Annotated in this window: 14 protein-coding genes; 11 read left to right on the top strand and 3 right to left on the bottom strand. The window is 64.9% G+C overall.

What is annotated here, in order from left to right; all coding sequences use genetic code 11:
- Nucleotides 1–76 precede the first annotated feature (76 nt).
- Nucleotides 77–232: a hypothetical protein gene (locus tag LRS14_RS21145; RefSeq protein ID WP_257800969.1), complete on the bottom strand. Its 156-nt coding sequence runs from the start codon at nt 230–232 to the stop codon at nt 77–79.
- A 31-nt stretch (nt 233–263) separates the two neighbouring features.
- On the opposite strand from LRS14_RS21145, the gene LRS14_RS21140 reads away from it, so the two are divergent.
- The 3 genes from LRS14_RS21140 to LRS14_RS21130 all read left to right on the top strand — a co-directional run bounded on the left by LRS14_RS21140 (nt 264) and on the right by LRS14_RS21130 (nt 2226).
- Nucleotides 264–545, top strand: a complete 282-nt coding sequence (locus LRS14_RS21140) for a PQQ-binding-like beta-propeller repeat protein (protein ID WP_257800968.1) — start codon at nt 264–266, stop codon at nt 543–545.
- Between the two features lie 83 nt (nt 546–628).
- A complete protein-coding gene (locus LRS14_RS21135; RefSeq protein WP_257800967.1) occupies nt 629–1765 on the top strand; it encodes a patatin-like phospholipase family protein in 1137 nt (378 codons plus the stop codon).
- A 104-nt stretch (nt 1766–1869) separates the two neighbouring features.
- Nucleotides 1870–2226, top strand: a complete 357-nt coding sequence (locus LRS14_RS21130; protein ID WP_046115126.1) for a hypothetical protein — start codon at nt 1870–1872, stop codon at nt 2224–2226.
- A 53-nt stretch (nt 2227–2279) separates the two neighbouring features.
- On the opposite strand, the gene LRS14_RS21125 is transcribed toward LRS14_RS21130, so the two are convergent.
- Nucleotides 2280–2624, bottom strand: coding sequence for a hypothetical protein (locus tag LRS14_RS21125; RefSeq protein WP_046115125.1), 345 nt, complete (start codon nt 2622–2624; stop codon nt 2280–2282).
- A gap of 898 nt (nt 2625–3522) precedes the next feature.
- On the bottom strand, nt 3523–4452 hold the full coding sequence (locus tag LRS14_RS21120) for a WYL domain-containing protein (protein ID WP_257800966.1): 930 nt from the start codon (nt 4450–4452) through the stop codon (nt 3523–3525).
- A gap of 101 nt (nt 4453–4553) precedes the next feature.
- Here LRS14_RS21120 and LRS14_RS21115 point away from each other — a divergent pair, with 101 nt between their 5' ends.
- The 8 genes from LRS14_RS21115 (at nt 4554) to LRS14_RS21080 (ending at nt 12824) form a co-directional block, all read left to right on the top strand.
- The gene (locus tag LRS14_RS21115; protein ID WP_257800964.1) at nt 4554–4730 is read left to right on the top strand and encodes a hypothetical protein; all 177 of its coding nucleotides are present in this window, start codon (nt 4554–4556) and stop codon (nt 4728–4730) included.
- A gap of 7 nt (nt 4731–4737) precedes the next feature.
- Nucleotides 4738–5055 (top strand): hypothetical protein, encoded by a 318-nt coding sequence (locus LRS14_RS21110; protein ID WP_257800963.1) that lies wholly within the window; start codon nt 4738–4740, stop codon nt 5053–5055.
- 33 nt (nt 5056–5088) lie between these two features.
- Entirely contained in the window at nt 5089–6354 is a 1266-nt protein-coding gene (locus LRS14_RS21105; RefSeq protein ID WP_257800962.1) for a nucleotidyltransferase, read from the top strand.
- Nucleotides 6355–6859: 505 nt separating this feature from the next.
- Entirely contained in the window at nt 6860–7786 is a 927-nt protein-coding gene (locus LRS14_RS21100; protein WP_257800961.1) for an S-4TM family putative pore-forming effector, read from the top strand.
- A complete protein-coding gene (locus LRS14_RS21095; RefSeq protein WP_257800960.1) occupies nt 7786–9219 on the top strand; it encodes an SMODS domain-containing nucleotidyltransferase in 1434 nt (477 codons plus the stop codon). The genes LRS14_RS21100 and LRS14_RS21095 overlap by 1 nt, the downstream gene beginning before the upstream one ends.
- A 580-nt stretch (nt 9220–9799) precedes the next feature.
- Nucleotides 9800–10537, top strand: a complete 738-nt coding sequence (locus LRS14_RS21090; RefSeq protein ID WP_310740903.1) for a DUF6710 family protein — start codon at nt 9800–9802, stop codon at nt 10535–10537.
- A gap of 1001 nt (nt 10538–11538) precedes the next feature.
- Entirely contained in the window at nt 11539–11943 is a 405-nt protein-coding gene (locus tag LRS14_RS21085) for a single-stranded DNA-binding protein (RefSeq protein ID WP_257800958.1), read from the top strand.
- A gap of 11 nt (nt 11944–11954) precedes the next feature.
- Complete coding sequence (locus LRS14_RS21080; protein WP_257800957.1) at nt 11955–12824, top strand: DUF932 domain-containing protein; 870 nt, start codon at nt 11955–11957, stop codon at nt 12822–12824.

Genomic DNA, 12824 nt, shown 5'->3' with positions numbered 1-12824 from the left:
GCACGCACGGCCGCAGGCGCGGGTGCGCTTCGCGATGTGGCCGGTGGGCGCGTGCATCGCCGCGCCCGGTTGCCTGTCAGGCCGGTGCGGCCGCTTCCGCGCTGCCTTCGGCCGCGCCAGGGCGGCGCTGCGTGCGCAGCCGCGCGATTATGAAGTTGGCGGCCTGCATCACCTGCTGGCGGGCCAGCGTCTCGGCGGTGTCGCCATCGGCTTCGGCGATGGCGGCGAGCATCGCCGCGTGCTGGTCCCGCCCCTATCCCACCGTGACCGATGCCCGGGTGCAGTCGCCCGAGCCCGCCAACTGGCTGCAGTACCGCGGCTACGACGCCGGCTGGGGCTACAGCCCGCTGGAGCGCATCGACCGCCGCAACGTCGGCAAGCCGCAGCTGGCGTGGTCGTACACCACGGGCCAGACCGAAGGCCACCAGGCGCCGCCCATCGTCAACGGCGGCTACATGTACGTGGCCACGCGAGGCGGGCAGGTGATCGCGCTGGATGCCAAGTCGGGCAACTGCTGGCCTTCCTCACCTTCCCGATGGCGGTGAAGCTGGTGGCCTGGTGCGACGGACGGCGCAGCCTGCGGGCTGGGCAACCCGTTTGCCAAGCTGCTGCGCACACAGGAGCTTGGATGAAACCTCAAATCGGCTTGGCGCTGTCCGGCGGCAATGCGCTGGGCGCCTATGCGGCCGGCGCGTATGCCGCGCTGCACCGCGCCGGCATGGAGCCGCAGGTGATCAGCGGCGCGTCCATCGGTGCCGTCACGGCCACCCTCATTGCCGGCAATCCGCCCGAGCGTCGGGTGGCGCGGCTCGAGGAGTTCTGGCGGCAGGCGGCTGCGCCGAGCATCTACGGGGGCGGCGTGCCCAACGGCTGGATGCGCGATCTCTACAACAAGCTGCAGGCGACGCAGGCGTTGATGGTCGGGCGACCCGGCCTGTTCAGGCCGCGGCCAAGCGGCTTCCTGTCGTTGCTGCCCGGCACGCCGCCCGACGTCGGGCTGTTCGACCCGCTGCCGCTGGTGGGCACGCTGGAGCGCCTGGTGGACTTCGACTACCTGAACCAGCAAGGGCCTGCGGTGGTGCTCACCTGCGTCGATCTGCTCGATGGCTCGCCGGTCTATTTCGACAGCCGCAAGCAGGTGATCGAGCCGCGCCACGTGCTGGCCAGTACCGCCTTCATCCCCGGCTTTCCGCCGGCGCGGATCGATGGACGGCTGCTCGGCGACCCTGGCATGCAGGCCAACCTGCCGCTCGATCCGTTGCTGGAGGCACCCTCGGGCGACCTGACCTGTTTCGCCGTGGACCTGTTCGACTCCGTGGGTCAGGCACCCACCTCGATGGACACCGCGCTGGAACGGGCGCAGGACATCCTGTTCAGCGCCCAGTCCCTGCGGACCATCGCGGCGGTCCGCAAGGCGCGTCGCCTGCAGCGCAGCCTGGCGGAGGTGAAGTCACGGCTGGCCGCGCAAGCCATCGACCTGAACAGCCTGGCGCCGTGGCTGGACGATGTGCAGGTGCACGAGCTGGAGCTGGTGCTCATCGCCTACCGGGCGCCGGTGCACGAACTCGGCGCCAAGGCGATGGAGTTCTCCGCGCGGTCGATCGGCGAACGGTGGCAGGCGGGCGAAGCCGACATGGACCGCGCGCTGGCCCTCCACCAGGCGGGGCAGGCCACCACCGACGACCCCGGCTTCCGCTTCTACGATGGGCGTCGCCGGGACCCACGCACCGAGACGACGGGCGCCAACGACGCATCGGCGTCCTGAGGCGCCCGGCATGGGCCGTCCGCGCACGCTGCGCATCGTCCGACGGCCGGCCCGGTGACGGGAACCCGGCGTGCTGCGCGACAACCCGCAAGGCGCCCAGTCTCATGCGCCCTGATGCCCCCATGACACCAGACGGGCGCTATCTGGTGGTGCGCGGCCGCCTCTGGCGCGCCGCCAATCCCGCGCTGCCAGCCACGGTGCGGCAGGAACTGGTGCAGCAACTGATGTCGGCGCGGCGGGCGCTGAGGGGCACCCGACCGGCGCAGGAGCGGGCGGACGCGCGCCGGCGGGTCGATGCCGTCAAAACCGCGCTGGGCGAGCGCGGGCCGGTCTGGTGGACCGATGGCGCACCGGACTACAACCGCAAGCTGGCCCGCAACACGCCTTACGCGGACTGGTACGAACGGTTGGAGCGCTCACAGGCAGCCGCTGCCGGTGGCGAGCGCATGCAACCACGCTGATCGGGCACCGTCGGTCTCGCCAGCCACGGGTGCCGATGCCGGCCCGTGCCCGTTCAGCCTTGCCACACCCCGTAGCCCGCCTCCCGCAAGGCGATGCCGAGTTCGACCTCCATCTCGCAGGCGGCTGCATACGGCATCGGGTTGTACACCTCGTACAGATGCGGCAGCAGGCGCAAGCCGTAGCGCAACACGTAGCGGTTGGCCTGGATGCCCGCCTTGTGGCGGTCGAAGCGCAGGTCGGGATCGAGGCCGGTCATGCCGACATAGACCAGCGGCTTGCCCAGCCGGTAGTCCGGGTTGCAGCGCCGGAAACGCGCTTCGTTCCAGACCTGGTCGGCCAGCTCGACGACGTAGACGTGATGATGGTGGGTCGTGCGCATGAGCCTGTCGGACGCCATCTTCCTGCACCCACCGCCGGTCATCGGAGTGGTGCTATTGCCCGGCTCGCGGGGCCGGATGTGCCGGCCCGATCGGCCACCAAGAAAAAAGCCCCGGGCGCTGCGGCCAGGGGCTTCGTTTCTTCCGCCGGGCATCCGTGGGACGCTGCGGGACATCGGGTTGGTGGAGACGAGGAGGATCGAAAACATCGCGGCAGTCCGCGCTAACACTGGATGCAGCGGTGCTGGCGATATGGAGTTACTGCACCAGTTACTGCGCTTTTTCGCCCATGCGCCGGACTGCTGGAGTACCCCGGTACTGGCAACCCAGGACCTCTGTCAGCATGTCCATCGGCCTCGTGCGCATCGAGAGAGCACCCGCGAGCGTAAGGCTGGCGCGGTGGACAAGGACTGGGATCCGCCCGCGGGAGGCAGGTTTTAGGGGACGGGTCTGGTTCCACTTCGGCTCGACCCGGCCACAGCCGGGCCTTCCTGACGCGCTTGCAATTCAGAGGTCCGCGGCACTCGGGCGCGCCGCGGCACCCCGTTCTATCAAGGTGCAGGCCGCAGGATCTTCTACTACCGCCAACCCGCCGAACTGCCCCGTCGCCTTCGCTGCGTTGGTGGCCAAGCGGAAGTGAATGCCGCCGGGCACGCGCGCGTCCGACACCTCACGCACAGAGTCATGGGTGCGCTGCCAACGGCGTGCTACGCCCTTGGCGGTGGAGCCATTGAAGTCGTCGGTGACGAGCTTGCCTTGCCAGCCGAGTCTCTCGGTGGTGCCGGGCAGGCCGAGGGAGTTATGGACGTGCTGACCGCCGCGGCTGTCGGCGAAGTCAAAGAGCTGAACTACCGGCGTGGCGTCATTCCCCGGAGTGGCTCAGTGAGCACGACGCAAGGGTAGCGATGTTAGGGCGTACTAAAACGCCTTGATTTTTTTGGTGGAGCGCGGGTCCTCGTAGCCAGGGGCGAGGTGCGCGTTGCTGGCTCCGTAGAGTGCAAGCGGGTCGGGTAGCCACAGGGCGAACTCCGGGCCCTCCAGGTGGTGGTCCGGCGAACAGTCGACGTTCCAGCGGCGCAGAATGTAGCCAGCGTTTGCGGCGCGTACCTTGACCTGCAGCTTGCCGTCGGGCATGTCGTAGTCCATTCGCACGACCTCGGGACGCGTGTGCTTGGGGTGGGGTACGAGTACCAGTTCGATGATTCGGCTCCACTGCACGTCGTGCTCGACCGTCTCCTCCTTGGCCACCGGGCTGTCGTCCAGCACTTCCGGACTGTCCATGCGTGTGAACACGAAATCGCGGAACTCGCGATGTCGCCGGTCAAAGGCGCGAACGTGCCATCGAGTCCCGATATCCACCAGCGCTAGGGGCACCAGCTCGCGTTCCGTCTTGCCGCTGTCAATTGACGTGTAGCCCAGGCGAACCGCCTTGCCACGGTTTATTGCACGCGTTATCGGCGCAAGGACCGACATCTTCGGCAGGCTCAGTTCGGCGGGGAACTCACATCGCAGCATCGGTTGGAGCTGGACTCCGATTCCTTCGCCAAAACCCTGGGAGAGGGCGGTAAGCACGCGCTGAGGTTGGTGCTCGAACAGCGGCACGAAGTCAGGCGTAGGCCGGTAGGCCTTCGTGGCCTGGTCCAGTTCAAGGTTCTCGGCGGCGAGTTCGCGGTAGAGCGCGATGTCCCGGGTGGCGCCCGCCGGCCCCGTTCCAAAGCGGTCGACGACGTCGGCGCGTCGGAGCTCTCCGAGGAAGTAGAGCTTGAAGTCGATGTGGGACAGCCGTTCAAGCTGATTCTTAGTGAGGGCGGCGAGTAACCGCCCGCGTGTCTCTCTTTGTTCGGGCATCTCAGCATCATAACCGAACTCGCTACATTAGCGACTCGGTTCGATGGCGTGACATCACCAGTATGATTAGCTATACTGCTCAACACTAAAACGGAGGCCGCATGGCTAAGAACAACCCGCCCGGCGACGGGCACCGAAGTGGTGCGGTGCGAGACCGCAGTCAAACCCTAACCCCCTCGGGGCACTTCGTCAAACGCGACACCGACACCGGGCGCTTCATGGACGTCAAGACCTCGGACAAAACGCCCTTCAAGGGCGTGCGGCGCGAGAAAAAGTAGGCCGGCCATGTTTGAACGACTCGTCAACTTCTTTCTCACCGAGCCGCGCCGCCTCGTCTCGCTTGGCGCGTTGCTGGCTCGCACCGGCGGTGCACTGATCATCGCTGGTTTCGTCGGTCAGCTCGCAACGACCGCCGCATCGGCCGTGAAGGGGCTGGCAGGCGGTCCGCGGCCCGATGTCCTCCTTGCGGATGTTCTTCCCGGCTATCTGAGTGTCTGGATGCCGGAGAGCATTCCCGGCTTCGCTTTCGCGCTGCTGCTGGTGGTCAGCGGGGTATGGGCCGCTCGAACTGGTCGCACCTACGAACACTACGTGGGGCATTGACTTCAACTCAACCGACGGCTGCGGGCAGACCCCATGCATCGAGACGACCACCTTCATCGCGCGGTCCGCACGGTGACCGCTGCCGCGTCAGCGCGCTTCACATATCTGGCGGAAGCCATCGCGCGCGCCTTTGAGCCGACCGCTACCCAGCTCCAAGACCTGGAGCGCGCGTACAACGCAACCGGCGAGTACCTCGTCGACTGCCCCGAACTTGGCAGGTTGGTGACGCAGGTCCATGCCCAGGGCTCGCGCCCAATGGGAACCATCGTCCGACCAATGGATGCGAAGCGGGAGGGCTTCGACATTGACTTGGTGGTGAGGCTGTCCAAGGCGGCTCTTAGTCGGTACGGCGGGCCAGGAGGCGCAGCGCTGCTCCTTGAGCACTTGTATGTGGCGTTGAAGCGCTACGCCGACCGTCACGGGCTGGGAATCGAGCGGTGGGAGCGTTGTGTCACCCTCATCTACGCTGGGGGCATGCGCGCGGACTTCGCGCCGGTCATCGACGACCCGTCGCTCACGCTGCCGCACGGCGAACATCACGGGCGCATCCCGGACCGCGACCGCAAGAACTTCCTCTCGACCAACCCCAAAGGGTACTGCCTCGGCTTCGACGATGCCGCTAAGGTTGCACCGCGCTTTCGGCTCTCCGAAGCGCTGGTGGCAAGTTTCGCGGAGGTGCGGAAGGCAGATGTCGAGCCCCTGCCCGAGGCGGACGAGGTCTTTGCACGCCTCTTGAGCAGGTTCGTTCAGCTTGGGAAGGTCCACCGAAACATGGCATTTGCCGAGTTGCCTGGAGGCACTGACCTGGCACCTGCATCGGTGTTCCTTACCAGCCTGTTCGCGAAGGCCTACGCCATCCTGGCGCCTCAACCTCACGATGGGCCGCTCGACCTGTTCTTCGACATCGTTGAACTTCTTCCGACGCTGTTTCAGCGTGAAGTCGTTGAGTTCGGTCGCGAGCGCTGGACGTTGATGAACCTCTTCGCCCATACCGACAACCTCGCGGCTTCGATGAACACGGCTGCGCGGCAAGCGGCATTCCTTCAGTGGCACGCAAAGCTCGTGAGCGACCTGGAGGGGCTTCTTGCCGCGGTGGAGGGCAATCAGGGGCTGGACGCAGTGACCAAGGCGGTGGAGCAGGCGTTTGGGCCTCGCGCCGCCCAGGTGGTGGTTCAGCGAAACGCCCTACGGCGGGACGGAAATCGCGCGTTGCGGCGCGCAGGTTTTGTGGTGGCCGGCACGGTGCCGGTGGTCACGCCGGCGCGCGCTCATACCTACTTTGGCGGTCCGACAAAGTGATGCCGCCGCTCCGCCTTCCAAACCTTGCTCAGCGTCACTCTACTTTGAAGGCATTGGAGTGGCCGGATTCGACCTTGGAGTTCGTTCAAGGGCGTGCACTTCGCTTTGGCTTCAAGGTCGCCCCCACTCAGTGGTCCCGTGTCTACCGATGCTCCCTGAAGCTCTACCCGGCGAAGCCCCCCAGAGCTCTTTGTGATGGAGCCAGACCCCAAGGCGCTCGCCACGGGTCGAGTTCTTCCGCACACCTACCCGCACGACGGAGCGGGCACAAAACTGTGCCTTTGGTTGCCAAGGGCTCGTGAGTGGACTGCGCAGATGCGCCTTGACGAGACCTACCTGCCATGGGCCGCTGAGTGGCTCGACTACTTCGAAGAGTGGCTGGTGTCGAGCGAATGGGCCGGCGGCGGTGAGCATCCCGAGTTAACGCGCAGACGATGGGCACGGCCACGGGTCGGTCAGACGGCTCAATAGGCCTTAAACAATCACCACTCGCGGGGAGGGAAGGATGAGCATTCAACACCGAATTGACGTTGAGCAAAACAAGCCTGAACGGCTGGAGCTCTTGCGCGCGCAGCGGCTCTTTTACGCCCGCGCCAAGCTGTACCAAGCCCTGTTCGCCATCATGGCGCTGCTGCTGCCCGCAGTCGGCGTGCTCTTCGGTGCCAGCGTGCCAGCCATTCGGCCGTTCCTGGGGGTTGGGTCGATTCTTGTTCTTTTGCTTGAAGTGGGAGTCATCTCGCGCCGACAGCGCGAGGACTGCAAGCGTGGTGCCAAGGTGCAGGAACAGTTCGACACCGAAGTGCTGCAGTTGAAGTGGAATCGCCTTGTGGGGGGCAGCCGCGTCGACGCCGAGGAGGTGCGCGACATCACGACCGGTCCGCTGCCTGAAACCGAAAAGGCGCGCTTGGAGAACTGGTATGAGCCTGTGTTCTCAAAGCTGCCATTGCCCCTGGGACGGCTTCTTTGTCAGCGCACGAACGTCGCTTACGACATGCGCGTGCGCAAGGCCTACTCGGCCATCTTGCTGGCCGCCGCGGTTCTCCTAGTCGTGGTGCTGACTTGCGTCGGCCTGCACCAGGGCCTGACCGTCAACGAACTCATCCTGACGATGTACCTGCCTGCGTTGCCGCTTGCAGCGTTTGTGCTTCGAGAGCATCGAAAGCAGGGCGACACCATCGAGAGCCTGACTACCTTGAAGGCCGAAGTCGAGAAGGCATGGGACAAGGCGCTGGGCGGAGCTTCCTATGCTGAGCTAACTACCACTGCGCGTGCGTTGCAGGACGCCATCTATCGCCATCGGGCAAGCAATCCGCTCGTGTTCGACTGGCTCTACAACTGGCTGCGTAAGCGGAACGAAGACGTCACTCGACACGCCGCCGACAAGTTCGTCGTCGAGGCACAGAAGAAGCTGAACCTGCCGAGGGAAGCCTGATGAAATTGCACGAGCACTTCAAGGCGTTCCTTGATGACCATGTAAATCTCAACAGCACGCGACTCTCGCTCCTCGAGGGCAGCATCACGGCCGTAGAAAATGCCGTTCGTGCGTTAGGCTGGGGCCCGAAAATTGTTTCGTTTGCGCCCCAGGGTTCGTGGGCCCACGAGACCATCATTAAGCCGCAGTCGGGACACCCCTTTGACGCTGACCTGCTCGTGTTCGTGGAACTCAAAGACGGGTGGTCTGCGAAGGACTATGTCAACGAGCTGGCGAACAAGCTAAGCAAGCTCCCCGCGTACGACGGCAAGGTCCGCCGCTTCTCGCACTGCGCCACGATTGAGTACGCTGGCGAGCGAAAAGTTGACGTCGCCCCGTGCGTCGTCGACCGACTCTATGTTGGCCAGTATGAGGTATGCAACCGCCTCACTGACCAGTTCGAAGCGTCTGCCCCTTTGGCCTACACCGAGTGGGTCAAAGGCAAGAATGGCGTCGCCGGCGGAAACGACCTGAAGAAGGTCACGAGGCTGCTGAAGTACATGAGGGACATCAAGGGCAACTTTACCTGCCCTTCGTTCTTGCTCACGACGCTCATGGGTTTGCAGGTCTACGAAAGCGACCGCGACAGTGCGCAGTTCGCCGACCTCACCACGACGCTTAAGACGCTGGTCGGTCGGTTGGACGATTGGCTCCAGTCACGGCCGGACCTGCCGACGGTTCCAAATCCAAAGCTGCCGCAGGAGGACCAGGCGAGCGGCTGGAACCAAACTCAGTACGGCAACTTCCGGGACAAGGTGAATCTGTATCGTGGGTGGATTGATGATGCCTTCGCTGAAGAGGACCGCGACGAAAGCATTGGGAAGTGGCAGCGCGTTTTTGGGGAGAGCTTCGGTGCCAGCGAAGCCAAGCGAGCTGCGGAGGCCGTTAGCGAGCCGGAGACGAGCGGCGCCCTAGTCGTCGGCGGGAACTTCCGCGACCTAGTCGAGAAAGTGAAAGCACTAGGTGCGGAGGCGGTGCCCGCAAAACTGCGCAAGCTGCCTCATGTGCACCGCCCAGTTTGGCGTCGAGCGATCGATCAGTACACGGTAAGGGTGACGGCGGAGCTTCGCACCGCAAAGTACGGAAACGCAGTTCGCCCCGTTCGGTCCGCCGAGCCTCTTCAGGCCGACTGTTGGGTTCGGTTCTCAGCGACGAACACCATGGGCGTCCCCTTCGCCAATGAGCACAAGGTCCAATGGCGGGTGACGAACACCGACAAGGTGGCGGCGCGAGCGGACGCGTTGCGTGGCGACTTCTACCCGTCGGATGACCACTTCAGCCGGTCCGAGCAACTGTCCTACCGCGGAGTGCACTTCGTGGAAGCGTTCTTGATTCGCAAGCGAGATAACAGGCTGGTAGGGCAGTCTGATCCGTTCTACATCGTCATTGAGTAGCTCGAGTGCGAGCCCGACCAAACCGGCGCTGGCGCGCTGGGACGCTCCCCGTGCTCGTAGCGATCCTTCTAGTCCTTGGCTGTACTCATCCGCTACCAACACGGTCACCAGGCACCAAGTGCGAGACGACATCGCGCATCACGACCGGAACACCTTCACGTGCGAGCCGAAAGATGAAGGTCCCTTCATCGTTCGAGTGGCTAGCATCGACGCTCCGGAGACTGGCCAGGCAATGGCGCGTGGCTCGCGCTGCGCTTCGCGAGCTTGCGGCGCCAGGCAGTTTCGTCGACTGCTACAAGGTCGACCGATATGAGCGGCGGGTCTGCCGGCTGAAAACGGAGGACGGGCAGGATGCCGCCGACCTCATGCTTTCAGAAAGCCTCGGTTGGTGCCCAGAAGACTTCGCCAGTGAAGATGCGCCCCTTACTATGAAAGTTGCAGGCGCCTAGTAGATTCAGCTCAGGCAACAAAGTGCGGCCTCTAGTCGGAACAGGAAGTGATTCCGTCGAAGGCATGCCGACAACGCAAGCAGGCTGGCTGATATGTTACTGAAGACGGAATCCAGGTCAAGGTGAACATCATGATTCCAGAGAGCCTCGCGAAACTACTCAAGGACCTAGCGAAGCAGTACCCCGCCAAGAAGCAGCCAATGCGAATCGCCTATCCTGAGCTTCCGGCGCATGGGGCGCTGACCGTTCAACAGAAGTGGGTGTCCCTGCAATGGTCAATCGACTCCGCGGAGGCCCATGGGAGGCATGCGTTGCGGGGACTTGCTGTGTCGCTGTCTCAAGTCATTCGAGCGCAGGCACTGGAAAGTCTGCTGATGGACGCTCGCGAGTTCCACAAGCCAGCGTGGGACGCTGTCGATTTGCTGTGGGACGAGTCTTTGCCGCTAAATGCTGCAGGCGATACCCGTGTCTCCCTGTTGAAGAAGTCGCCACGAACTCTGTCGGTCGAGCTCAATGACGCAATCGTCTTCCCGGCGCCTTGGGAGCGATGGCGACTGTTCAAGGCGCTTCAGCACCTTGGCGCGAAGCGGCAGTGGGGCCCCTGGCGGCAGGATCACAATCACTTCGGTATTGCCTGGAAGCCATGGCCCATTGTCTGGGTGACCAACGGCAACCACAGCACCATGGCAGCACTAGTCCGAGGCGGCGGTAAGTTCAAGTGTCATGCGGCATACGACTTCACCCCTGTTATTCAAGCGGTGGGAACCGATGGCGTGAACTGGCTTCGACTAGACACCGGAGCGGTTCTTGAGCCCGTCCGGTCTCTGCCCATGGCCGCAATCTTCGAGATTGGCCGACGGTTGAGGTAGCCATTCACGTGCGCCCCGGTCAGTTGCTGGCGGCTTGGCAACCGCATAATTACCATCGCCCAGGCCAGTCCTTCCACGCTCGACGCCATTAAGTCGCCACGCCGCAGCCAAGGTGCTTAAGCGACCTGGCAGCGCTGCCGTGTGCACCTCATGCAGCTCCCTGGCGCATGCCATCAAGACGCAGCGGCGCATGGTCAGCGCGGCCATCGGTACGGTATTCGTGCAGGCCTCGGCCGAGCCGGTGCGGGTGCAGTGTGGCCGACCAGCCTCGTGGCAAATGCCCTAAGCTCGGCACACTGATGGACGAGGCCGAATGACGTGCTGGCCTTTATGTTGGACGGCTCCTGTCGCATTCAGATCAACAAGTCCAGCCGGCTGCGCCGGTGTAATGACGACCGCGGCCCTTGCCCATGCCCGGGGATCGCGGGCTCTGGTTGCCTTCCCGCTGCGCGGGAACGCCGCCCGCTTGTCGTCCTGTCCGGCTGCGCCGGCAGCACGCCACCCCGGTCACCCGCCATGCCCGAAGCCGGGCCGCGGAAGTGGTGTGATCGCCCCGGCTCGTCCGTCGCGCCAGTCGCTGCGTTGCACTCCGCTTGGTGGCACGCCGGCCGCGGCGCCGCCGGGGCTCAAGGTGTTGGGCGGGTCGCTCCCGCATGCAGCCGCTGCGCCAGGCAAGCTGTCACATCGGCTGCAGGCGCTCGGACCCTCGATGCAATGCAGCCTACGCGCCGATCGGCCCACCGGGTCCCCCCACAAGTCCCCCCGATCCTCTGCGAGGGGGGACTTGTGGGGGGATCTACATACGGTGGGCCGGGTGACCGGCGCACCGCTTCGGCTGCTGTGAAGCCTTCGCCCATCCCCCACCCCTTCCCGCCGGGAAGGGGCTGTGCCCACCCCCGCCCGCCCGTGGGCGGGAGCGAGGAAGGTCCGAATGAAGGGATCAGCTATGCAAGCCACCCACCCCGGGTGACGAGCGATGCCTTCACACGAAGGAGCCCACCATGTCCCCCGTCCAGATCATCCAGCGCCACGCCCACCTCGCCGGCCCGGTGCAACTCGACCACATCCCCACCTCCGACGGCCCGCGAGCCCGGGCCACCCTGACCGCACTCAGCCAGCGCCGGCGTGGCAAGGACCAGAAGGATCCTCCCGTGGCCATCCGCTGGACCTTGTGGGGCCCACTGGCCGAACACGCCGCCAAGTACCTCGGCCGCGGCAGCCACGTCAACGTGGTGGGCCACCTGCACAACCACCGCTACGTCGCCACCGACGGCCACACCGTGCACACCTTTGTCTTCACCGCCGAGGAGATCGACTTCCTTGACAGCAAGGCCGAAGCCGAGGCCCGGCGCGAACGGCAGGCGTTTGTCGCCGAGATGGACCAGGCCCACGCCCACGCCCGCTGAAGGAGACCACCATGCAAACAATCCACGCCACCCCGTCCCTGACCACCCGCTTCGCCTACGGCACCCGCGTGCTGCGCCAGGACAGCGGCCTGGCCGAAGACGAGATGCGCCAGGTTGCGCCGTCCATCTTCGCCCCCGGCAAACACACCAGCCGGTCCGAGCGCTACAGCTACATCCCGACCATCGACGTCCTGCGAGGCCTGCAAAAGGAAAACTTCCGCCCGGTGATGGTCGCCCAGGGCGCCAGCCGCGTGGAAGGCAAGGCCGACTACACCAAGCACCTGATCCGCCTGCGCCATGGCGAGCCCAACCAGCAGGAGGAAGCCCAGGAAATTATCCTCATCAACAGCCATGACGGTGTCAGCGCGTACCAGATGCTCGCAGGGCTGTTCAGATACGCATGTGCCAACGGCCTGGTGGTCGGCGATGTCGTGGAGGACTTGCGCATCCCGCACAAGGGCCCGGTGCAGGACCGGGTCATCGACGGGGCCTTCCGGGTGCTCGACCAGTTCAAGGCGGTCGAGGAGCACACCGACGCCATGAAGGCGCTGCCGCTGCAGCCGGCGGAGGAAAGGGCGTTTGCCACCGCCGCGCTGGCGCTGCGCTTTGGAGAGAACACGGTGGCCGACTTCGGGGGCCACACCGCCGCGCCGGTCACCGCGGAACAGCTCATTGAAGCCCGACGGCCCGAGGACCTGGGTCACAGCCTCTGGCACACCTTCCAGCGTGTGCAGGAGAACGTCATCCGCGGTGGCCAGGCGGGGAGGGGTCCCAAGGGTCGGCGGATGCACACGCGGCCGGTCAACAGCATCGACCGCAACGTCAGCCTAAACAGGGCGCTGTGGCTGCTGGCCGAGGAGATGCGCAAGCTGAAGAAATGA

Origin of the sequence: Aquincola sp. J276 (assembly GCF_024700035.1) — a bacterium.
In the GTDB taxonomy this organism is placed as follows: domain Bacteria; phylum Pseudomonadota; class Gammaproteobacteria; order Burkholderiales; family Burkholderiaceae_C; genus Aquincola; species Aquincola tertiaricarbonis.
Note: the sequence above shows the minus strand (reverse complement) of the source record. Positions and strands in the feature narration are given on the sequence as shown.